The following is a 22479-nucleotide window of genomic DNA, read 5'->3' as shown; positions in this document are numbered from 1 at the left end:
CCATGCACGAACTGGCGCTCAGCCAGGGCATCATCGACGTGATCCGCGACCAGGCCGCGGCCCAGGGATTCACGACGGTGAAGACGGTGCGGCTGGTCATCGGCACCCTGTCCCACGTCGAACCGCAGGCCATCGCCTTCGGCTTCGACGCGGTCAGCCGCGGCACCATCGCGGAGGGCGCCGTCCTGGACATCGAACGCCCGCCGGGTCAGGCCTTCTGCCTGTCCTGCGAGAAACCGGTCCCGCTGCCCGAACGGTCGGCCCCCTGCCCGGACTGCGGCGGCCACCAGCTGATGGTGACCGGCGGCGAGGAAATGCGCGTCAAGGAACTGGAGGTGGAGTGATGTGCACGGTCTGCGGCTGCGCCGAAGGCGAAACGAAAATCGAAGCCGGCCACGCGCACGGCCATCACCACCACCATGGTCACGATCATGACCATCACGATCATGATCACCATCACCATGACCACAGCCACGAACATGTCGGCCCGGACGGCAAGGTCTACCGGCACACGCACGGCGACGATCATGGCCATGGGCATGACCACGGCACCATCGACCTCGGCCGCGGTCCGGCGGGGACGGAGGTTCCGGGAATGTCGCAGACCCGGCTGGTCGCCATCGAACAGGACATCCTCGCCAAGAACGACAGCTTCGCCGCGGTGAACCGCCAGCTGTTCGCGGCGAAGGGCGTGTTCGTGCTGAACCTGATGTCCAGCCCCGGTTCGGGCAAGACGACCCTGCTGACCCGCACGCTGACCGACCTGAAGGGGCGCTTCCCGATGGCGGTGATCGAGGGCGACCAGCAGACCAGCTTCGACGCCGACCGCATCCGCGCCACCGGCACGCCGGCCATCCAGGTCAACACCGGCAAGGGCTGTCACCTCGACGCCCAGATGGTCACCCAGGCGGTGGGGCGCCTGCCGGTGGAGACCGGCAGCGTCCTGTTCATTGAGAATGTCGGCAACCTCGTCTGCCCGGCCGGTTTCGACCTCGGCGAGGCGCACAAGGTCGTCGTTCTTTCGGTGACGGAAGGGGAGGACAAGCCCCTGAAGTACCCGGCGATGTTCGCCGGCGCCGATTTGCTCCTGGTCAACAAGGTCGATCTGCTGCCCCACCTGACCTTCGACGTGGCGCGCATGATCGCCTATGCCCGCCAACTCAACCCCGACCTGCGCGTGATCGAGGTCTCCGCGACCGCCGGCCAGGGGCTTGAGGACTGGTACGACTGGATCGAGGAGGGGCTTGCGAAAGCGGTGGCGGAACGCGGAGCATGAGCCCCGCCGACTTCCTCCTGGTGGCCGGGGCCTGCCTGTATTTCATGGCCACCCCCGGACCCGGCATCTTCGCCGTGGTCGCCCGTTCCCTCGCCCTGGGATGGCGGCGCAATCTGGGCTTCCTCGCCGGAATGGTGGTGGGCGACCTCGTGCTGCTGGCGCTCGCCCTCGGCGGGCTGGCCGCCGTCGCCCACGCCTTCGAGGAACTGTTCACGCTGCTGCGCTTCGCCGCCGCTGGTTACCTGATCTGGCTGGGTATCCGCACGTGGCGCGCTCCCGTCACCTTTAATGGAGACCTTCCGGAGGCCGAAAGCGCACAGTTGCGAGGCTTTGCGAGCGGGTTGGCCCTGACCCTTTCCAACCCGAAGACCATCCTGTTCTACATGGCCTTTCTCCCGGCCTTCGTGGATCTCACCCGCGTCTCCGCCATCGACGCCGTGCTGATGGCCGGCATCGTGGTGGGCGTGTTGAGCGCCGTCCTGCTGACCTACGCCATGGCGGCGTCGCGCGCCCGTCATCTGTTCCGCAGCGAGCGGGCCATGAAGGCGCTGAACCAGGGCGCCGGCACGTTGATGATCGGCGCGGGCGTGGCGGTCGCCGCGCGGTGAAACGGCTTCGCCTCCGGGTCCGCGGGCAGGTGCAGGGGGTTGGCTTCCGGCCCTTCCTGCATGGGTTGGCGCACCGCCTCGCCCTGACCGGCTGGGTGCTGAACGACGGGGCCGGGGTGCTGGCGGAGGTGCAGGGCGATGCTCTGGAGCGCTTTTTGACGGCGCTCGCGGAGGACGCCCCGCCGCTGGCGCGGATCGACGCGATCGAAACGGACGCGATTCCCGCTCGGCCCGATGAGACGGGCTTCGCCATCCTGGCCTCGCGGCGCGGAGCGGTGACCACCGGGGTCGCTCCCGACGCCGCCGTCTGCCCGGCCTGTCTGGCCGAACTGTTCGACCCGGCGGACCGGCGCTACCGTTATCCCTTCCTCAACTGCACCCATTGCGGCCCGCGCTTCACCATCACGCGCGCCCTGCCCTACGACCGGCCGCAGACCGCCATGGCGGGTTTTCCGCTCTGCCCGGATTGCGCCGCCGAATACGCCGACCCCGCCGACCGCCGCTTCCACGCCCAGCCGACCGCCTGCCCGGCCTGCGGCCCACGTCTGTCCCATTCCATCAAGGAAATGCTGGCCGCATTGCGCGGCGGACGGATCGTCGCCATCAAGGGGTTGGGCGGCTCCCACCTCGCCTGCGACGCGTTCGACGCGGCGGCGGTGGAGCGGTTGCGCGCCCGCAAACAGCGCAACGGCAAGCCCTTCGCCCTGATGGTCGCCAACGCCGCCTCCGCCGAGCGGTTCGGGGAGGTCGGAGCGGCGGAACGGGCGTTGCTGGAGGGTGTGGCGCGACCCATCGTGCTGCTGCGGCGGCGGGATGGCGCCCCGCCCCTTCCCGACGCCATCGCCTCCGGCCTCGCCTGGCTGGGAATCATGCTGCCCTACACGCCGATCCATCATCTGCTGTTCCACGAGGCCGCCGGCCGCCCGGACGGCACAGCGTGGCTGGAGCGGCCGCAGGATCTCGCCCTGGTCATGACCTCTGCCAACCCCGGCGGCGAGCCGCTCGCCATCGGCAACGACGAGGCGCGGCGACGGCTGGACGGCATCGCCGACCTGATCGTCGACCACGACCGCGACATCCTGATCCGCGCCGACGACAGCGTGATGCGGGTGGTGGCGGGCGCGCCGGTCGTCCTGCGGCGGGGGCGCGGCCATGTGCCGGTGCCCATCCGCCTGCCGCGCGCCGGACCGTCGGTGCTGGCGGTCGGCGGGCACCAGAAGGCCACCGTCTGCCTGACCCGCTGCGACGAGGCCTTCCTCAGCCAGCACATCGGCGACCTCGACAACGCCGCAACTCTGGCGTTCCTTGAGGAGAGCGTCGCCCACCTGCGCCGCATCCTGGCGGTGGAGCCGGTCGCCGTCGCCCACGACCTGCACCCGGATTTCCAGGGCACCCGCTTCGCCGAATCGCTCGGCCTGCCGACGCTGCCGGTGCAGCATCATCACGCCCACATCGCCGCCGTTCTGGCCGAACACGGTGTGAACGGCCCGGCGCTGGGGCTGGCGCTGGACGGGTTCGGGCTGGGAGCGGACGGCGGGTCCTGGGGCGGGGAAATGCTGCTGGCGGAGGGCGCCGGCTTCACCCGCCTCGGCCATCTGGCGCCGCTGGCCCAGCCGGGCGGCGACGTGGCGGCGCGTCAGCCCTGGCGCATGGCGGCGGCGGCGCTGGCCCGCATGGGACGCGGCGCGGAGATCGCCGGGCGCTTCGCCGCCTGCGGCCCAGCGGACGGCGTGCGGCGGATGATCGAGGCCGGCGTCAACGCACCGCCGACCAGTTCCTGCGGGCGCTGGTTCGACGCCGCCTGCGGGCTGCTGGGAGTCCGTGCCTTCAGCCCCGGGGGCGCCGGCTTCGAGGGCGAGGCGCCGATGGCCCTGGAATCGCTGGTGCTCCGCCCCACGGTGCTGGACGGCGGCTGGCGGATCGACGGCGGCGTGCTGGACCTCACGCCCCTTCTGGAAAGTTTGTTGCAGATCAATGCGCAGGAGGGGGCCGACCGGTTCCATGGCACCCTGGCCGCGGCGCTGGTCGCCTGGGCCATGCCGGAACTGACGGCTCGCGGTTTCGAGCGCATCGCCCTGTCCGGCGGCTGCCTGATGAACGCCGTGCTGGCGGAGGGGCTGAGCGCCGGCTTCGCGGCGCGCGGCGTCACCGCGCTGCTGCCGCGTCGGGCGCCGGCCAACGACGGCGGGCTCAGCCTGGGACAGGCCTGGGTCGCCATGCAGAGCTTGCTTGAGGAAGGACCGCCCCCATGTGCCTCGCCGTTCCCGCCCGCGTGATCGAGCTTCTGGAGGACGACCGCGCCACCGTCAGCCTGGGCGGGGTGAAGGTCGCCTGCTCCCTGGCGCTGGTCGAGGGGGTGGCGGTGGGCGACTACGTGATCGTCCATGTCGGCTACGCCCTGTCCAGGCTCGACCCGGAGGAGGCGGAGCGCACACTCGCCCTGCTCGCCGAAACCGGCACCTTGATGCCCGCCGCCTGATCCGCCGCCTGATTTTGTGGACCCCGCCATGACCGACCGCCGTCTCTTCACCCGCAAGCTCGATCTCGCCCGCGGCACCGTGGACATGAGCCACGGATCGGGCGGCAAGGCCATGGCCCAAATGGTGCGGGAGCTGTTCGCCGCCGCCTTCGCCAACCCGCTGCTCGACCAGGGCAATGACCAGGCGGCCTTCGACGCGCCCGCCGGGCGCATGGTGGTGACGACCGACGGCTTCGTCGTCTCGCCCCTGTTCTTTCCCGGCGGCGACATCGGGTCGCTGGCCGTGCACGGCACGGTGAACGACGTCGCCATGGCCGGCGCGGTGCCGCTCTATCTGACCGCCGGCTTCATCCTGGAGGAAGGTTTCCCGCTGGCCGACCTGAAGCGGCTGGTCGACAGCATGGCCCATGCCGCGCGAGAGGCCGGCGTGTCCATCGTGACCGGCGACACCAAGGTGGTGGAGCGCGGCAAGGGCGACGGTGTCTTCATCACCACCACTGGCATCGGCGTGGTGCCCCCCGGCGTCGCCCCGTCCGGCGAGCGGGCGCGGCCCGGCGACGCGATCCTGGTCAGCGGCACCATGGGCGACCACGGCGTCGCCATCATGTCCACCCGCGAGAATCTGAGCTTCGAAACGGACATCCGGTCGGACAGCGCAGCACTCCATGGGCTGGTCGCCGGCATGGTCGCGGCGGTGCCGGATGTGCATGTCCTGCGCGACCCGACCCGCGGCGGTCTGGCGACGACGCTGAACGAGGTCGCCCACCAGTCGGGCGTCGGCATGCTGCTGCGCGAGGCGGACATCCCGCTGAAGGCCGAGGTCGCAGCCGCCTGCGAACTGCTCGGGCTCGACCCGCTGTACGTCGCCAACGAGGGCAAGCTGATCGCCATCTGCGCGGCCGAGGACTCCGCGCGCCTCCTGGAGGCCATGCGGGCCCATCCTCTGGGAGCCGAGGCCGCGGTCGTCGGGACTGTGGTCGAGGACTCGCACCGTTTCGTGCAGATGGAAACGCGCTTTGGCGGCAAGCGCATCGTCGACTGGCTGTCCGGCGAACAGCTTCCACGCATCTGCTGAGTCCTCGCTTCCGCCGAAAGAGGCACCCCGCCGGCCCTATCCCCACCACCCGGCGTACCGCAATGGAACTGCGGTGGATCGGCCCAGCCGGGGGACCCCGGACGCGCCTCACGCGTTGCCTCCCCCGGAAGGCGGTCGTGTTTCCGCCAGCCGAATTGTGAGTACGGGGGATCGATGGGTATTCCGCAGTCCATCCAGTTGGGTGCTGCACCGCTGGAGCCGGCGACGCTCGCCGGCACGGCGTCCGCCGCGGAGTTGGTCGCGCGCCTGCCGGCCACGGAACCGCTGCACCGCAACCGGGTGAAACGGGCCTTCGACCTCGTGGGGGCGGTCGGGCTGATTCTGTTCTTCGGACCGCTGATGCTGATCGTCGGGCTCCTCATCACGCTGGACGGCGGCCCCGCGGTGTTCGGCCACCGGCGCATCGGGACGGAGGGCCGGGACTTCACCTGCTGGAAGTTTCGCTCCATGGTCGTCAACGCACCGGAGGTCTTCGAGAAGCTGATCGAATCCGATCCGGAGGCCCGCGCCGAGTGGGAGGCCACGCGCAAGCTGCGCAACGATCCCCGCATCACCTGGATCGGCCGTTTCCTGCGCCGCACCAGCCTCGACGAGCTGCCGCAGCTCTTCAACGTCCTGACCGGCGACATGAGTCTGGTCGGCCCGCGCCCCATCGTGCAGGAGGAGGTGACGCGCTATCACGTCTGCTTCCCCTTCTACACGCGCTGTCGGCCCGGCCTGACCGGACTGTGGCAGGTCAGCGGCCGCAACGACGTGGACTATGGCCGGCGCGTCCAGCTCGACACCGCCTATCTGCTGGGCTGGAGCCTGTGGGGCGACATCCGCATCCTGCTGCGCACGGTCGGCGTGATGCTCAGCGGAAAAGGTGCCTATTAAGGCGTAGAATCCCCGCGCCGCTGCCCTCCCTCGCCCGGAGAGTGGCGGCGCGGCGGGCAGAGACACATATCCTATCCTGGGCGAGGCGGCGGGCCCCGCGGCACCAGGGGGCAGGATTTGAGATTGCCCGGTCAACGTGCTAGGTTGCGAATGGACGACCGGCGGGACCGGCCGAAAGGCCATGCTCCGCCGTACAAAAGCACAGATGCACCGGCCTTGGGCGTCCGACAGGCGAAACCCCTGGTACAATAAGGCTTGCAGTCGCGTTGATGGCTTTGATTCCGCCGGCTGGGCCGGTCAGTCAAGAGGGGCGCAGGATGGCGAAACTGCTGGCGGCGCTGTTGCTGCTGATGGTGGCGATGGGACCCGCCTGCGCGGTGGTGCCCGCCTCCCGCGCCGACACCAGCATCGCGCTGGAGCATTACCGGCAGGAATTCGCGAAGGCCAAGGGCACCTCCAGCCTCCCCTCTCCGGCGGACCGCAACTATCTCCTCTTCTCCGACGTCCTGCGCCGCGTGCTGGCCGAACATGTGAAGCCGGGCACGCCGCAGGTTCTGGTCGAAAAGGCCGTCGCCGGCCTCCAGAAGAAGAAGAAGGAGGAACCGGGGGCCACCGACCGGACGCTGACCGAGGCGGCGCTGGACGCGATGCTGACCTCCCTCGATCCCTACTCGGCTTTCCTCGACTCGGAGCATTTCCGCTACATGCGGGAGCAGACCCAGGGCGAGTTCGGCGGGCTGGGCATCGAGGTGACGATGGACGAGGACAGCGGCCTGATCCGCGTCGTGTCGCCCATCGACGGCTCCCCCGCCTCCCGCGCCGGGCTGCGCACCGGTGACCTGATCGCCCGCATCGACGAGGCGCAGGTCAAGGGCATGAACCTGCGCGACGCGGTGGCCCGCATGCGCGGCCCGGTCGGCACCTCCGTCGCCCTGACCATGCGGCGCAACGGCGGCAACAGCGGGAACGGCGGTCCCGACGCTCCCTTCCGCGTGTCGCTGACCCGCGCCATCGTGAAGATCCAGCCCGTGCGCTACCGGCTGGAGGGCGACGTCGCCTACATCCGCATCGCCGCCTTCAACCAGCAGACCTCCCACGCTCTGGACGATGCGGTGGAGGAGATGCGCCGGCAGGCCCATGGCCGGCTGGCCGGCGCGGTGCTGGATCTGCGCAACAACCCCGGCGGCCTGCTCGATCAGGCGGTGAACGTCGCCGACCGCTTCCTGGAGGCGGTGGACATCGTGTCGGTGCGCGGCCGCGACCCGGACGAGAACCGCCGCTATACCGGCACGCCGGGCGATCTGCTGGCCGGGCTGCCCATCGTTCTGCTGATCAACAGCGGGTCGGCCTCGGCGTCGGAGATCGTGGCGGGCGCCCTTCAGGACCACAGCCGGGCGCTGCTGTTCGGCACGCGCAGCTACGGCAAGGGCTCGGTACAGACCATCTCGTCGCTGTCCGGCGACATCGGCATCCGCCTGACCACCGCGCGCTACTTCCGCCCGTCGGGCGGGCTGGTCGACTGCTTCGGCGTGTCGCCGAATTTGGAGATCAAGCCGGCCAACGACAACAGCGAGGAAACGCATCCCGACCCGGCGACCTGCGACCCGCACGCCACCCCGCCGCCGCCGCCGCGCGCCTGGCGGATCGAGGATCTGTGCCCGGACGTGGCCGCGGCCCCGTCGAAGGCCGACGCCGACCGCCCGCTGGACTGCGCCGTCGCCGCCATCCGCACCCGCCTGATGGGCACGCTGATCGGGCGGCCGTAAAGCCCCTCCCCCAGGCCCAAGCAAAACGGGATCAAACAAAAAAGCCCGCCGCTCCATTGGAACGGCGGGCTTTTTCTTTGTGCCCCGCGCACCGTTTCAGACCCTATGGGCGGATCGTGACGGCGAAGGGAATGGTGCTGCTTCCGCGACCGGGCGTGCGGGGATGGGTCCGCCCCGCCCCCTCACACCCGGCTGTTCGACGTCAGACCACTTCGACGCGCTGCGCTTCCGGACCCTTGACGCCCTGGCGGACGGTGACCCGCACCTGCTCGCCGTCGGCGAGCACGTCCAGGCCCGAACGCTCCAGAGCGCGGATGTGGACGAAGATGTCCTTGCCGCCGGTCGACGGAGCGATGAAGCCGAAGCCCTTCGACACGTTGAACCACTTCACGGTGCCGTCGACCGTCTCCTCGGCGCCGCCGGCGCCACCGCCGTAGCTGCTGCCACCGCCGTAGCCACCGCCGTAGCTGTCGCTGCGCGGAGCGCGCGCCGCCGGGCGCGGGGACTCGCTGGCGGTCGAGGTGTCGACGTCGTGGATGGTGGCGACCTGCGGGCCCTTCGGGCCGCGGGACAGGTCACAGGTGATGGTGGCACCCTCGGGCAGGCTGTCGTGTCCGCAGAACTGCAGAACCGTGGAATGCAGGAAGGCATCCGGCGAACCGTCTTCGGGCGTGACGAAGCCGAAGCCCTTGGTCGCGTTGAACCACTTGACGGTGGCGCGGATGTTGCGCTGGGTGATCTCGGGAGCGCGGAAGCTGTTGCGCTGCGGACGGTCGAACATACGTGGTCTCATCTGTCGTGATAGGCCATGCCCCAACCGGCGGAACATGGCCCCCCGAAGATGATCCGTTCCGCCGCGCTTTTCAATTGAGATCGCGCGCGTCGGAAAGAAAGATTCGGCAAAAACCCGGCCGAAGACCGCCCGGCGGTCACCGGGCGACCAAAAATATCGCAATTGCTGCGAGAATCGGCGGATTGCCGGTCAAGTCCGGGCGCTCAAGACCGCCCCATCAAGACTGGGCCGTCAGGCCGCCCCGCAGCACTTCTTGTACTTCTTGCCGCTGCCGCAGGAGCAGGGATCGTTCCGCCCGACCTTGGGGCCGCTGCGCGGACGGGCGCCCAGCGTGCCGTCCACATAGTACCAGCGGCCGTCCCGCCTGGTGAAGCGGCTGGTCTCGTGATGCTTCTGCGGCTTGCCGTTCATGGTGAAGTGGGCGACGAACTCGACCACGCCGTCCTCGTCCTGCGCCCCGCCGGCTTCGGTGGCGCGGACTTCCAGGCCGGTCCACTGGCTGTTGGCGGCCCAGGTCTCGATCTCCTTGCGGTCGAAGTCCTCGCGGGTCTCCGGCAGCAGCGTCTCCTGCAGATAGTCGATCTTCCCGCAGGCGAAGGCCGAATAGCGCGACCGCATCAGGGCTTCGGCGGTGGGCGCCGGCGCGCTGCCGTCCAGATAGGGGCCGCAGCAGGCGTCCAGGGGCTTGCCGGAGCGGCAGGGGCATTCGGTGGTGGCGGTGGTGGTCATGACTTCCGGCCTCTCGATTTGAGGGCGCCATGCATAGCGCAGCCGGCGCCCTCCGCCAAGCCTCACCGCCACCACAATATTGGCCACGGGAAATTCGCCTGAACCGGACCGGCATTCGCGCTAATCTGTACAGAACAGGGGCGCCCGACCCGGAGCGATGGAACCGGTGATGACCAGAAGCGGACCCGACCTTCCCACGCGGCGCATCGCCGCCGGCACCGTGCTGATCCGCCAGGGCGAAGCCGGGGATTGCGCGTGGCTGATCCAGTCGGGCGAGTTGGAGGTTCTGCTGGACGGCCCGGACGGCCCGCGCCGCCTGGGCACCGTCGGTGCCAACGCCATCGTCGGGGAGATGGCGCTGCTGGACGACGGGCTGCGCAGCGCCACGGTGCGCGCCCTGACGCCCGTCGAGGCGGTGGAACTGTCGCGCGACACCTTCCGCGCGCTGCGCGGCCGCTGCCCGCCGCTGACCTCCTACCTGCTGGAAAGCCTCGTCGCCGCGATCCGCCGCAGCTACGGCCTGTCCCAGCCCGAGCGGCAGGAGGGCGGCTCCGCCATCCGCTCCTCCGATTCCTTCGCCACGGTGGCCGACCGCCGCATGTTCCGCCACGGCCACAGCTTCTTCCGCCAGGGGGACGCCGGAACGGCGGCCTACCTCATCCAGTCCGGCTCGGTCGGCGTTCGGCGCGACGGGACCGACCTCGGCGTGCTGGGGCCGGGACGCATCTTCGGGGAACTGGCCCTCCTCGCCAACCGGCCGCGCGCCGCCACCGCCGTTGCGCTGGAGGCCACGGTCTGCGAAATCATCCGCAAGGACCAGTTCGCCAAGGCCATCGAGACGATGCCGCCCATCCTGCGCTCGCTGACGCGCATCTACATCGAACAGCTGTCCGGCGGACGGCTCCTGCGCCACCACGCCGAACCCGCAAGAACCGACTCTCCATGACTCCCAAGACCACCAAAGCCGTCCGCGTCAAGGTTCCCCGCCCGCAGCCCGATCTGTCCTTCGAGATCGCCTTGGGCCAGGGGCGGCTGGTCTGCGGCATCGACGAGGTGGGGCGCGGCCCGCTCGCCGGCCCCGTGGTCACCGCCGCCGTGGTGCTTCCGGCGGGCGGCCTGCCCGACGCGCTGGCCCGCGCCATCAACGACAGCAAGGCGCTGAGCCTGCGCGCCCGCGAGGCGCTGGAGCCGGAGATCCGCGCCCACGCCCTGGCCGTCGCACTGGCCGAAGCGTCCGCGGCGGAGATCGACGACCTCAACATCCACAAGGCCACGCTGCTGGCCATGAAGCGCGCCTACGAGGCGCTGCCCGGCGAGCCGCCCGCCGTCGCGCTGATCGACGGCAAGTTCAAGCCCGACCTGTCCTGCCTGATGGAGGCCATCGTCAAGGGCGACGGGCGCAGCCAGTCGATCGCCGCCGCCTCCATCGTCGCCAAGGTGGCGCGCGACCGCGAGATGATGCGGCTGGCGGAGCTTCACCCGCAGTACGGCTGGGACCGCAACGCCGGCTACCCGACGCCGGAGCATCTGGAGGCGCTGCGCCGCCACGGCGTGACGCCCCACCACCGAGTCACTTTTGCACCAGTCCGCGCCCAAATCGAGCGGGCCGGCTGACCGCCGCGATTCCGGGGCAAGAAATCAGTTGACGGCGACTCGGCGGCGAATCATTGTCCCAACGACTGATTCGCTGTTTTGGTTTCGTCAATGCTCCCCCTGAACAAAATTCTCGTGGGCGATTGCATCGCCCTCATGAATGAAATGCCGGCTGAATCGGTGGACCTTGTCTTTGCCGATCCGCCTTATAACCTCCAGCTGGGGGGCGAACTCTTGCGCCCGAACCACTCGCGTGTTGACGGAGTGGAAGAGGACTGGGACAAGTTCGAGGATTTCGAGACCTACGACCGCTTCACGCGGGACTGGCTCGCCGCGGCCCGCCGCATCCTGAAGCCCGAGGGATCGTTGTGGGTGATCGGCAGCTACCACAACATCTTCCGTGTCGGCGCCACGCTGCAGAATCTGGGCTTCTGGATTCTGAACGACATCGTGTGGCGCAAGACCAACCCGATGCCGAACTTCCGCGGCACGCGCTTCGCCAACGCGCATGAGACCATGATCTGGGCCTCGCGCGAGAAGGACGCCCGCTACCGCTTCAACTACGACGCCATGAAGGCGCTGAACGACGATTTGCAGATGCGCAGCGACTGGCTGCTGCCGATCTGCAACGGCGCGGAGCGCCTGCGCGACGAGGACGGCCGGAAGGCCCACCCGACGCAGAAGCCGGAATCGCTTCTCTACCGCGTCATCCTGTCCTCCTCCCGTCCCGGCGACACGGTGCTGGATCCCTTCTTCGGCACGGGCACCACGGGTGCGGTGGCGAAGCGGCTCGGTCGCAACTGGATCGGGCTGGAGCGCGACCCGACCTACGCCAAGGCGGCGACCGCCCGCATCGAGGCGGTGGAGGAGGCGCCCGACGCCGCCGTCCTGGACACGCCGCCGAAGCGGTCGGCCCCGCGCATCCCCTTCGGCTGGGTGGTGGAGCGCGGCCTGCTGCGCCCCGGCACGTCGCTGTTCGACCTGCGCCGCCGCGTGGTCGCCCGCGTGCGCGCCGACGGCACGCTGATCGGGGCCGGCCCGCGCGGCGAGCATCGTGGCTCGATTCATCAGGTGGGGGCCGCCATGGCCGGGCTGCCGGCCTGCAACGGCTGGACCTTCTGGCACTACGAGGACGGCGGCGACCTGCGCCCCATCGACGTGCTGCGCGAGCGCATCCGTTCCGAAGCCTCCGCCTGATCCCCGGCGCCGGACTGGAGGCGGAGCGGCCGTTCACGCCGCCCCGTTCCCGCAAGTTCGGCATTGGAGCCCCTCATCGAGCGCCGCCCGCATGCCTTGGCAGGACGGGGACGGCGTGATAGGCGTGTCCGCCATGAACAAGCTCTTCGCCACCGTCACCGCTCCGGCGCCCCGTTCGGCCCCGGCGGCGCTTTCCACCCGTTGCTTCGTGCGCGATCTGGTCATGGATGCGCTGATCGGCGTCTATGCCCACGAACGCATCAAGCCGCAGCGCATCCGTCTGAGCCTCGACCTGGACGTTGTCGCCCCCGGCGTCACCGGCGAGGATATGGCGGCGGTGGTGAAGGGATTGGTCAGCCAGGGCCACGTCACCCTGATCGAAACACTGGCCGAACGGATCGCCGAACGCTGCCTGTCCGACGAACGGATCGCCAGCGTCAAGGTGCGGGTTGAAAAGCTGGACGTGTTCCCGGACGCCGCCAGCGTCGGCGTCGAGATCGAGCGCGTCCGCGCCTGACCCGTCAGGCGGGTTCCGTCTCCTCCACCGTCACGCGGCCGGCGGTGACGGCGGGCGGCGCCATGGGTGAGGCGGTCAGCGGCAGGTGGATGGTGAAGCGGCAGCCGGCCCCCGGTTGCGACGCCACGGCGATGCGCCCGCCGAGTGTACCCGTGACGATGTTGTAGACGATGTGCAGGCCGAGCCCGCTGCCGCCTTCGGCGCGGCGCGTGGTGAAGAAGGGCTCGAAAATACGCTCGATCTGGTCCGGCGGAATGCCGCGGCCGTCGTCGGCGACGTCCAGCACGACGCTCGCCGCACCGGCGGAGGACGGACCGCCGGTGTCAGCGGTGATGTAGATGGTGATGGCAATGGTCCCCGGCACGCCGGGCCGGAAGGCGTGCAGCAGCGCGTTGATGACCAGATTCGACACGACCTGCGACAGGGCGCCTGGATAGCTGTCCATGATCAGCCCGTCCGGACAGTCCAGGGTCACCCGATACCCGGTGCCTTTCAACTGCGGAGCCAGGCTGCCGAGCACGCCGTCCAGGTAGCCGCGCAGTTCGAACGGCCGCCGCGCCTCCGACGTCTGGTCCACGGCCACCTGCTTGAAGCTCTGCACCAGCGCGCAGGCCCGCTCCAGATTGCCCAGGACGATGGAGGTCCCCTCCTCGATCCGGTCCACGAACTCCTCCAGATCGCGGCGGCGCAGTTGTCCATCCGCCAAGCCGGTCCTGAACTGCCGCGCCTGCTCGGCAAGGTGGCTGGCGGCGGTCACGCCGATTCCCACGGGCGTGTTGATCTCGTGCGCCACTCCGGCCACCAGTGCACCCAGCGAGGCCAGCTTCTCCGCCTGGACGAGGCTCCTTTGGGTCCGCCGGAGGTCGCGCAGCGCACGCTCCGCCTCCTCCTTCGCGGCGACCAGCGCCTTTTCGGCGTATTTGCGAGCGGAGATGTCGTGAAGAGTCACGAAGAGCGACTCCACACCGTCGTGATCCATCGCCATCGCCGACAACACACCCCAGAAGGGACGCCCTTCAGCGGTTCTCAGCCGTGTCTCGACATCCGGCCGCCGTCCGCGGCGGAACACGCCGTCGGCGAATCCCTGCCAATCGGCCGAAGCCTCCAGGAAATCCGGCATCGCGCGCTCCAGCAGGGCGGCGCCCGTGGTTTCCAGAAGCTCCGCGGCGGAAGCGTTCGCGAACAGGATGCGCCCATCGCTGCCCCGTACGATGACGATGGGAAAGGGCGAGGACTGCAGAATGACGTTCAGCCGCCCTTCGCTCGCCCGCAAAGCCGCGGACTGGCGGTGCAGCGCGCCGATCGCCTCGGCAAACCGTTCCACCGCATTGCCGATGCGGTCGAATTCCTCCAGCGAGGCCGGCGGCAGGGCCACCGTCTGCGGGCTCCTCTGCAAGATGTGCAGCGTGTCGCTGACCCGCAGGACCGGAGCCACCACATGGCGGCGCAGCAGCGCCGTCACGATGCCCAACAGCAGGATGGCCGCAGCGATGCCCGCCACCCCGGTCCACAACCCGCGCCAGCCATCGGCAACGATGCGGTCCGTCATCAGCAGGGTGGTCGCGGCGGCGTCGCTGGACAGGCTGTCGGCCAGTGTCTTCAGTTGGCGATAGACGAGGTCGCCGTCCTGCCGGACCTGCGCCAGCACGGACAGGCGCCCGCGTTGCAGGTCGATCACCGTGCGCGCCGCCGCGAACCGGTCCAGAAGAATGGCAAGCCGGTTGGGCTGGGCCGCCGGCCCCGTCCTCATGCTGGAGAGGCTGTCCAGCAAGGCTTGCTGGTTGCGCAGCAGCCCCATGACCTCGCTGTCCAGCAGCGCGAGTTGCTCCGCCGTTTCGCCGGCCGCCGCCTGCCCGTAGAGCCGGCGCAGATGATACAGGTTGCTGAGGAAGGCATAGTCCTGGACCGCCTTGTCCGGCTCCGCCAGCAGCGCGGTGGCGCCGGCCAGCGCGTCGTCGACCCCGGCCAACTGCTCGCGGATGCTGGCGGACAGCGAGTCGATCAGGTCGGCGCGATGGTTGCTGCGCCGCACGGCGCTCAGCGCACGGTCGAGCTTGTCCAAGACATCGGCATCGACCACCAGGGCGAACCGGCCGGCCAACGCCTCCGCCTCGTCCAGGGCGGCGGCGCGGCGGGCGTGGTCCCGGCTGTTGAGGATCACCTCGGCCAGCCGGCTCAGCTCGGCGGCGGTCAGGGCGTCGCGGTGCTGCGCGCCGGCGCGCGGCATGGTGGCGTTGCGGGCCTCCTCCGCGATGCCGACGATGCCGAGGAAGGCCGACCCGACCACCGCCGTCAAAGTCCCCAGCACCAGGACGACGACGGCGGCCAGCATCATCGCCACAGCCTGCAGACGGGGCTTGCCCCCGGAGCGGTTGACCGCCCCAACCGTTGGAACGTCGCCAGAGGGACCGTTGGAAGGGGGAGCCGCGCCATGGGCGACGGCGCTCGCGGTGACCGCCGCGCCGGCCGCCGCCACGATGTCCGCTACCGCGATGTCGCCCGGCCCCACCGGCTTTCGATTGTCCATCCCACCGCTCCAGAGCATCGCCCAGGACGCCACCCGCACAAAAAAACACCTCAAGCGATGCGCATGAATGGAGTTTTGCAAGCAACGGTAAAGTAGCCCGATTTGGCCTCATTCCTCCAGACGATTTTCCAAAATTCAGCGCCGTTGAGCGGCATTGCTCAAAAATTAGCTGCGGCGATAACCGAGCGCGGTGCAGGAAGAGCGGCGATTTCCTGGATGAGTTTTTGCCGGAGCGCTTCGACGAAGCTGCTGCGGTCCATTGCCGTCTTCACGAAGCAATTCATGCCGCCGACGACATTCTCCTGATAATACTCTTCCAGCCACGGAAACTCGTCGAGGATGGCCAGGGCGTTGATGGTAATCCCCTGCCGCTCGACCCGGTCGCGCACACCCGCGGGGTCCGGACCGCTGTTGGAAAAGCCGTTCGACACAATGTCGATGACCTTGCGCGCGGCGTCGAAGCCGTTGCCGGCGAACAGCTTCGCCGATTCGTCGATGGCGCTGCCCAGCGCCGTGGAATCCCCCTGGAAACCGCGCGGCGCCTTGTCGATCCGCTCCGCGAAGGCGGCGACCTCCTCCGTGCTGGTCAGGGAAGTCCACGGCACCAGCACGCGCAGGCTGTGCGGGCCGGAGAAGACCACCAGGGTCGCTGCGGCTCCGCCCGCGGTCACCGCGTCGCTGACGTCCGGATCGCGGAAGGCCGCGGCGTGGCCCTGCAACTGGAATTCCAGGTCCCCATCGGTGATGGAGGCCGACCCGTCCACCGCCAGAACCAGTTCAAGGGCGACGCGATGCCCGGCGGGTGCCGGAGCCTTCTTCGCCTTGATCTCAGCCCGCAGGGGCGGTTCTGCCCGCAGGGGCCTGGCAAGCCACGCGCCGGCCAGGAAGGCCGGCAGGGCCAGGATCGTCCGCCGCCTCATCTCGCTCCATCCACCTTCCGTTTACGCGTGCGCCCCGTTTACGCGTGAGCCAGGGCGTGGCGCACCACCTTCATCATGACGGAAGGGAGGGCCTGCCCGCCCAGCCGGTCCACCGGAACCCACAGCCCCTCGGCCATCCGCCAGCCGTCGCCGGCCTTGGCCGCGACGACCTCAAGGTCGAGGTGAAAATGGCTGAAAGTATGGCGAACCACGCCCGGCAGGCGGCGCCAGGACAAATCCAGCGGCGCCGCCGCCGCGATCTCGGCATCGGTCGGCGCGTGGCCGGCCCAGGGGGTGGAGGGCACTTCGGTCATCCCGCCCAGCAGCCCCTCCTCCGCCCGGCGGCGCAGCAGCACGGCCCCCTCCGGGTTCAGCAGCCAGAAGGCAACGCCGCGCCGGGTCGGCTTGTCCGCCTTGGCGGCCTTGCGGGGAAGCTGCTCCTGGATGCCGGCAGCGCGGGCGGCGCACCAGTCCGACCAGGGGCAGAGCATGCATTTCGGCTTGCGCGGCGTGCAGACCGTTGCGCCGAGGTCCATCATCGCCTGGGCGTAGTCGCCGGGCCGCTCGTCCGGCGTCAGCAGGGCGGCCAGCGCGCGCAGCTTGGGCTTCACGCCGGGAAGCGGTTCCTCGACGGCGAACACGCGGGAGACCACCCGTTCCACATTGCCGTCCACCACCGTCGCCTTGTGGCCGAAGGCGATGGCAGTGATCGCCGCCGCGGTATAAGCGCCGATGCCCGGCAACTCCAGCAAAGCCACTTCCTTGTCGGGGAAGCGCCCCGCCCGCTCCGACGCCACAACCTGCGCGCATTTGTACAGGTTGCGCGCCCGCGCGTAGTAGCCGAGCCCCGCCCAGGCCACCAGCACATCGTCCAGCGGCGCCGCCGCAAGGTCGCGCACCGTCGGCCAGCGCTCCGTGAAGGCGCGGAAATAGGGTGCGGCGGCGGGCACCGTGGTCTGCTGCAGCATGATCTCCGACAGCCAGACCCGGTAGGGGTCGGCGACCTCCCCCGGCTTGGCGCGCCAGGGCAGGTCGCGGCGGTTGTGATCGTACCAGGAGAGCAGCCGTGGGGCGGCGTCGCTGGGGGCGCTCTTTGGGGCGGTGTGGGAAGGCGTCGTCATGGCGGCAAGACATAGGGCGAACCGGGACGCCGATAAAGGTCTGCCGATAAAGGAGCACCCGCGGGGGCGCTGGCGAAGTCCGGCCCGCTTGCGCTAGGGTGCGCGGACCATCACCAGGAAACCCTGACATGAACGGACCGCGGCGAATCGGCCAGACCGTCCCCGAGGTGGCCGGCAAGGCGCTGGGCAAGCGCGGGCTGGCCTTCGGCTCGCTCATCAACGACTGGCCGTCCATCGTCGGCCACCAGTTGAGCCTGCGCACCGCCCCCGACAAGCTGAGTTTCCCGCGCGGCAAGCGGGAGGACGCCGTCCTGCACATCCGCGCCATGGGCGCCATCGCGCTGGAGCTTCAGCATCTGGAACCGCAGATCGTGGAGCGGATCAACAGCTTCTTCGGCTACCGCGCGGTGGCGAAGATCAAGCTGATCCACGCCGCCCCGCTGACCATCCAGAAGCCGACGGTGCGCCCGCGCGACCTGACCATGGACGAAGAGTTGTCGGTGATGACCACCACCGCCACGGTGGAGGACGAGGAATTGCGGGCCACGCTGGAGCGCTTCGGGCGGTCGCTGCTGGCCCGCCCGCGTCCGGCGCCGCGCCGCCGCTAGCCATCATGCGATCCCTTGGGGCGGGAGCCGGCTCGGGCTGGGCCATACTCTTGCCGCAAAAGGGGAGTTTCGATTATACCATCAACATCTGGTAGGGATGAGGCCAAAGTGAACCGCAACCTTTTGGGCATCGTTGCTCTGATCGCGGTCGGCATGACGCTGATCATCGGGCTCGCCGTTGCCGGCTCCCGGCCGTCGAACGGGCAGACTCTGCCGGTGCAGCCGCCCGTGCAAATGGCGCAGGCCCCGGCGGCCTCGACCGCCGACCTGCTGGCGGACCGGGTGCTCGGCAACCCCAACGCGCCGGTGACGATCCTCGACTATTCGTCGATGACCTGCCCGCACTGCGCCGCCTTCCACACCGAGACGCTGCCGAAGATCAAGGAAGCCTACATCGACACCGGCAAGGCGAAGCTGATCTTCCGCGACTTCCCCTTCGATCAGGCGGCGCTGCGCGCCTCCATGCTGGCCCGCTGCGCCCCGGCGGAGCGCTACTACCCGCTGCTCGACGTGCTGTTCAAGAGCCAGGGCCAGTGGAGCCGTGCCGCCGACCCGGTCAAGGCGCTGGCCCAGTACGGCAAGCTCGCCGGCATGAGCGAGCAGGTCATCAACGCCTGCATGGCCAACCAGGCGCTGGCCGACGGCATCCTGCAGAGCCGGCTGGTCGGCCAGGACAAGTACAAGGTGGAGGCCACCCCGACCTTCGTCCTCAACGAGGGCGCGGCCACCATCAGCGGCGCGCAGTCCTTCGAGACCTTCGCCGCCGCCATCGACAAGCTGGTGAAGTAAGGACCGGGCAGAAGGCTTCGATCCCGTGCACTTCACGCGCCTCCGCCTGTCCGGCTTCAAGTCGTTCGTCGACGCCACCGATCTGGTGATCGAGCCGGGCATGACCGGCATCGTCGGCCCCAACGGCTGCGGCAAGTCGAATCTGGTGGAGGCGCTGCGCTGGGTGATGGGGGAAACCTCCGCCAAGCGGATGCGCGGCGACGACATGGACGATGTCATCTTCGGCGGCACGGCCAATCGTCCGGCGCGCAATCTGGGCGAGGTCGCCCTCCTCATCGACAACCGCACGCGCACCGCCCCCGCCGGCTTCAACGAGCACGACGAGCTGGAGGTGACGCGGCGGATCGAGCGCGGCAACGGCTCCGACTACCGCATCAACGGCAAGCTGGTGCGCGCCCGCGACGTCCAGCTCCTCTTCGCCGACAACGCCTCGGGCGCTGCCTCCCCGGCGCTGGTCAGCCAGGGCAAGGTCGGCCAGATCATCAACGCCAAGCCGCAGGACCGCCGCATGCTGCTGGAGGAGGCGGCGGGCATCACCGGCCTGCACTCCCGCCGGCACGAGGCGGAGCTGCGGCTGCGGGCGGCCGAAGCCAACCTCATGCGCCTCGACGACGTGATCGGGGCCATGGACACCCAGCTTCAAAGCCTGAAGAAGCAGGCGCGGCAGGCCGCCCGCTACCGCAACCTGTCGGAACAGATCCGCAAGGCGGAGGCGGTGCTCTGGCACCTGCGCTGGATCGCCCATGAAGGCGAGCTGGCGCGCGCCCGCGGCGCCTTTGCCAAGGCCGAGGGCGCGGTGCGGGAGTTGATGCTGGCGGTCACCCAACTGACCACCCGCCGCACCGACGACGCCGCCGGGTTGCCGGAGAAGCGCCAGACCGAAGCGGCAGCGGCGGCCGCCCTGCAACGGCTGGTCATCGCCAAGGAACAGCTCGACGCCGAGGAGAAGCGGGTCGCCGAGCAGCAGCGCGCCCTGCTCTCCCGCCTTCAGCAGATCGCCGGCGACCTCGGCCGCGAGGAGGCTCTGGCCGCCGACGCCGGCGACGCCTTGGCCCGGCTGGAGGCCGAGCGCGACCGGCTCCTCGAAGCCCAGGCCGACGAGGAGATGCTGGAGGAGGCCGCGCGCGACGCGCTGGCCGACGCGCGGGAGGCGGTGGAGGCGCTCGACCGCGAACTGACCCGCCTGACCGAGCAGACCGCCGCCGACGAGGCCCGCCGCGCCGCCACCCAGCGGCAGGTCGCTGATTTTGAAACACGGGCCTCCGGACTCGCCAAGCGCCTCGCCGAGCAGCAGGCGCAGCGCGACGCGCTGGAGCGCGAGACCGCCGCCCGCGCCGACGTGGCCGAGTCCGAACTGGCCGTCGAGCTGGCCGAACAGCGGCTGGAGGACGCCCGCGAGGCCGCCGAACGGGCCGAGCGCGCCAAGACCGACGCCGAACCCGCCCAGGCCCGCGCCCGCGAAGCCCTGCAAACCGCCGAATCCGCCCGCGCCAAGCTGAAGGCGGAGGAGAAGGCGCTGGCCGAACTGCTGTCCGCCGGGGCGGGCGACCTGTTTCCGCCGCTGGTCGACGCGGTGACCGTCGCCCCTGGCTATGAGGGCGCCCTGGCGGCGGCGCTGGGCGACGCGCTGACCGCCCCGCTGGACGAGGCCGCTCCGGTCCATTGGCGTCCCCTGCCGCCCTACCACGCCGCCGCTCCTCTGCCCACCGGGGCGGAGCCGCTGGCCGCCCACGTCCAGGGACCGGACGCCGCCGCCCGCGCCCTGTCGCACATCGGCGTGGTCGCCGACGACGCGGCGGGTGCGGCCCTGGCCGCTGGTCTCGCGCCCGGCCAGACCCTGGTCAGCCGCGACGGCGGGGCGTGGCGCTGGGACGGGCTGACCGTTCAGGCCGGCGCGCCGACCGCCGCCGCCGTCCGCCTGAAGCAGCGCAACCGCCTGAACGAGCTGCGCGGCGAACTGGACCTCGCCGACGAGCGGCTGGAGGTCGCCCGCGACGCCCTGGACGAAGCCAAGCGCGCCGTCGAGGAGGCCGCCCAGGCCGACCGCCGCGCCCGCGACGCGGTGCGCGACGCCTTCGCCGGGGTGACCGCCGCCCGCGACCGCCACGCCAAGCTGGCCCGCGAGGCCGACGCCGCCGCGTCGAAGCTGGCGGCCGTGGTCGATGGCATCGCGCGGCTGGACACCGACCGGCAGGAGGCCGAGGCCGCTCTGGAGGAGGCGCGGGAGCTGCTGGACGCCCTGCCCGACCCGCGCGAGGGCCGCGACGCCGTCAACGAGCGCCGCGCCACGCTCGCCGAGCACCGCGCCGTCCTGGCCGAAAAACAGAACGCGCTGGACCGCCTGACCCGCGAGGCGCAGTCCCGCCGCCAGCGCTTGTCCGCCATCCAGCAGGACGTCGCCTCCTGGGGCACCCGCTCCGCCGGGGCGGGCGGCCGCGTGGCCGAATTGAGGGAGCGCGCCGCCGCCGCCGAAACCGACCTCGTCCAGTTGCAAAGCCGCCCGGCGGCGATCGAGGCCGACCGGCAGGCCCTGCTCGGCCGGATCAGCGAGGCCGAGCGCGCCCGCAAGCGCGCCGCCGACGCCCTGGCCGAGGCGGAAAACCGGTTGGCCGAGACCGAAAAGCTGCTGAAGCAGGCCGAGTCCGGCTTGGCCGACGCCCGCGAGGCCCGTGCTCACGCCGAGGCCGCCGTCTCCGCCGCGCTGCAGAACGGCCAGACCCTGACCGAGCGCATCGCCGAGCGGCTGAACTGCCGCCCCGAGCAGACCCGTGCCGCCGCCGACCTGCCCGCCGACGAGGCGATGCCCGACGTGGCCGTCGTTGAATCGCGCCTCGACAAGCTGACCCGCGAGCGGGAGAACATGGGGCCGGTCAATCTGCGCGCCGAGATCGAGGCGGCGGAGTTGGAAACGCAGATCGGCACGCTGCAGACCGAGCGCGAGGATCTGGTCAGCGCCATCGCCCGCCTGCGCCAGGGCATCGCCAGCCTGAACCGCGAGGCGCGGGAGCGTCTGGTCGCCTCCTTCGACACGGTGAACCGCAACTTCCAAGAGCTGTTCATCCGCCTGTTCGGCGGCGGCAAGGCGCATCTGGAGCTGGTCAACGCCGAGGACCCGCTGCAGGCCGGGCTTGAGATCTACGCCAGCCCGCCGGGCAAGAAGCTTCAGGTGCTGTCGCTGCTGTCGGGCGGCGAGCAGGCCCTGACCGCGCTGTCGCTGCTGTTCGCCGTCTTCCGCTCCAACCCCGCCCCGATCTGCGTGCTGGATGAGGTGGACGCGCCGCTGGACGAGGCCAATGTCGGCCGCTTCTGCGATCTGGTTGAGGACATCGCGCGGGAGGGCAACACCCGCTTCCTCATCATCACCCACCACCGCCTGACCATGGCCCGGGTGGACCGGCTGTTCGGCGTGACCATGGTGGAGCGGGGCGTGTCGCAGCTGGTCAGCGTGGATCTGCAGAAGGCCGAGGAACTGCGCGGGGCGGCGTAACCGGCTCCAGCTCCCGTTCGCAGGCTTTCACAGCTTCATTCCGTCCTCCCGGGCGCCTAAGATAAGGCGGATGAATGACCGGCCGGTCGCCGGAAAG

General features: G+C 70.2%; 20 protein-coding genes. 15 read left to right on the top strand and 5 right to left on the bottom strand.

What is annotated here, in order from left to right:
- Positions 1-2 precede the first annotated feature (2 nt).
- From hypA to Sp245p_RS21615, 8 genes are all read left to right on the top strand, one after another.
- Positions 3-344, top strand: coding sequence for a hydrogenase maturation nickel metallochaperone HypA (gene hypA / locus Sp245p_RS21650; protein WP_109138829.1), 342 nt, complete (start codon positions 3-5; stop codon positions 342-344).
- Entirely contained in the window at positions 344-1276 is a 933-nt protein-coding gene (gene hypB, locus Sp245p_RS21645) for a hydrogenase nickel incorporation protein HypB (RefSeq protein WP_014198369.1), read from the top strand. Before hypA ends, hypB begins: the two co-directional genes overlap by 1 nt.
- Positions 1273-1884: a LysE family translocator gene (locus Sp245p_RS21640; protein WP_014198368.1), complete on the top strand. Its 612-nt coding sequence runs from the start codon at positions 1273-1275 to the stop codon at positions 1882-1884. The genes hypB and Sp245p_RS21640 overlap by 4 nt, the downstream gene beginning before the upstream one ends.
- Positions 1881-4160, top strand: coding sequence for a carbamoyltransferase HypF (hypF, locus tag Sp245p_RS21635; protein WP_014198367.1), 2280 nt, complete (start codon positions 1881-1883; stop codon positions 4158-4160). The genes Sp245p_RS21640 and hypF overlap by 4 nt, the downstream gene beginning before the upstream one ends.
- On the top strand, positions 4133-4363 hold the full coding sequence (locus Sp245p_RS21630; RefSeq protein WP_014198366.1) for a HypC/HybG/HupF family hydrogenase formation chaperone: 231 nt from the start codon (positions 4133-4135) through the stop codon (positions 4361-4363). The genes hypF and Sp245p_RS21630 overlap by 28 nt, the downstream gene beginning before the upstream one ends.
- A 28-nt stretch (positions 4364-4391) precedes the next feature.
- Entirely contained in the window at positions 4392-5438 is a 1047-nt protein-coding gene (gene hypE / locus Sp245p_RS21625; protein WP_041812429.1) for a hydrogenase expression/formation protein HypE, read from the top strand.
- A gap of 174 nt (positions 5439-5612) precedes the next feature.
- Positions 5613-6335, top strand: coding sequence for a sugar transferase (locus Sp245p_RS21620; RefSeq protein ID WP_014198364.1), 723 nt, complete (start codon positions 5613-5615; stop codon positions 6333-6335).
- Between the two features lie 317 nt (positions 6336-6652).
- Positions 6653-8101: a S41 family peptidase gene (locus tag Sp245p_RS21615; RefSeq protein WP_014198363.1), complete on the top strand. Its 1449-nt coding sequence runs from the start codon at positions 6653-6655 to the stop codon at positions 8099-8101.
- Positions 8102-8303: 202 nt separating this feature from the next.
- Here the strand turns inward: Sp245p_RS21615 and Sp245p_RS21610 are convergent, their stop codons facing one another.
- On the bottom strand, positions 8304-8882 hold the full coding sequence (locus Sp245p_RS21610) for a cold-shock protein (protein ID WP_014198362.1): 579 nt from the start codon (positions 8880-8882) through the stop codon (positions 8304-8306).
- A 243-nt stretch (positions 8883-9125) separates the two neighbouring features.
- A complete protein-coding gene (locus Sp245p_RS21605) occupies positions 9126-9623 on the bottom strand; it encodes a YchJ family protein (RefSeq protein ID WP_014198361.1) in 498 nt (165 codons plus the stop codon).
- A 169-nt stretch (positions 9624-9792) separates the two neighbouring features.
- Between Sp245p_RS21605 and Sp245p_RS21600 the strand changes: the two genes are divergently transcribed.
- The 4 genes from Sp245p_RS21600 (at position 9793) to Sp245p_RS21585 (ending at position 12930) form a co-directional block, all read left to right on the top strand.
- A complete protein-coding gene (locus tag Sp245p_RS21600; protein WP_052584425.1) occupies positions 9793-10569 on the top strand; it encodes a cyclic nucleotide-binding domain-containing protein in 777 nt (258 codons plus the stop codon).
- On the top strand, positions 10566-11237 hold the full coding sequence (locus Sp245p_RS21595) for a ribonuclease HII (protein WP_014198359.1): 672 nt from the start codon (positions 10566-10568) through the stop codon (positions 11235-11237). The genes Sp245p_RS21600 and Sp245p_RS21595 overlap by 4 nt, the downstream gene beginning before the upstream one ends.
- 90 nt (positions 11238-11327) lie before the next feature.
- Complete coding sequence (locus Sp245p_RS21590; RefSeq protein ID WP_041812428.1) at positions 11328-12413, top strand: site-specific DNA-methyltransferase; 1086 nt, start codon at positions 11328-11330, stop codon at positions 12411-12413.
- Positions 12414-12546: 133 nt separating this feature from the next.
- Positions 12547-12930, top strand: a complete 384-nt coding sequence (locus tag Sp245p_RS21585) for a dihydroneopterin aldolase (RefSeq protein WP_041812902.1) — start codon at positions 12547-12549, stop codon at positions 12928-12930.
- 4 nt (positions 12931-12934) lie between these two features.
- Here Sp245p_RS21585 and Sp245p_RS21580 read toward each other — a convergent pair whose 3' ends face one another.
- From Sp245p_RS21580 to mutY, 3 genes are all read right to left on the bottom strand, one after another.
- The gene (locus Sp245p_RS21580) at positions 12935-15457 is read right to left on the bottom strand and encodes an ATP-binding protein (RefSeq protein WP_014198356.1); all 2523 of its coding nucleotides are present in this window, start codon (positions 15455-15457) and stop codon (positions 12935-12937) included.
- A 158-nt stretch (positions 15458-15615) separates the two neighbouring features.
- A complete protein-coding gene (locus Sp245p_RS21575) occupies positions 15616-16377 on the bottom strand; it encodes a DUF1194 domain-containing protein (RefSeq protein WP_014198354.1) in 762 nt (253 codons plus the stop codon).
- A gap of 38 nt (positions 16378-16415) precedes the next feature.
- Positions 16416-17498: an A/G-specific adenine glycosylase gene (mutY, locus tag Sp245p_RS21570; RefSeq protein WP_014198353.1), complete on the bottom strand. Its 1083-nt coding sequence runs from the start codon at positions 17496-17498 to the stop codon at positions 16416-16418.
- A 128-nt stretch (positions 17499-17626) separates the two neighbouring features.
- Between mutY and Sp245p_RS21565 the strand changes: the two genes are divergently transcribed.
- From Sp245p_RS21565 to Sp245p_RS21555, 3 genes are all read left to right on the top strand, one after another.
- On the top strand, positions 17627-18106 hold the full coding sequence (locus Sp245p_RS21565) for a DUF721 domain-containing protein (RefSeq protein WP_014198352.1): 480 nt from the start codon (positions 17627-17629) through the stop codon (positions 18104-18106).
- Positions 18107-18214: 108 nt separating this feature from the next.
- Positions 18215-18895, top strand: coding sequence for a DsbA family protein (locus Sp245p_RS21560; RefSeq protein ID WP_244439438.1), 681 nt, complete (start codon positions 18215-18217; stop codon positions 18893-18895).
- A 25-nt stretch (positions 18896-18920) separates the two neighbouring features.
- Positions 18921-22382 carry a chromosome segregation SMC family protein gene (locus Sp245p_RS21555; RefSeq protein WP_014198350.1) on the top strand — a complete coding sequence of 1154 codons (3462 nt, stop codon included), beginning with the start codon at positions 18921-18923 and terminating at the stop codon, positions 22380-22382.
- Positions 22383-22479: the final 97 nt, after the last annotated feature.

Origin of the sequence: Azospirillum baldaniorum (assembly GCF_003119195.2) — a bacterium.
Classification (GTDB): domain Bacteria; phylum Pseudomonadota; class Alphaproteobacteria; order Azospirillales; family Azospirillaceae; genus Azospirillum; species Azospirillum baldaniorum.
The sequence above is the reverse complement of the archived record's forward strand: the minus strand, read 5'-3'. Positions and strand labels throughout refer to the sequence as shown.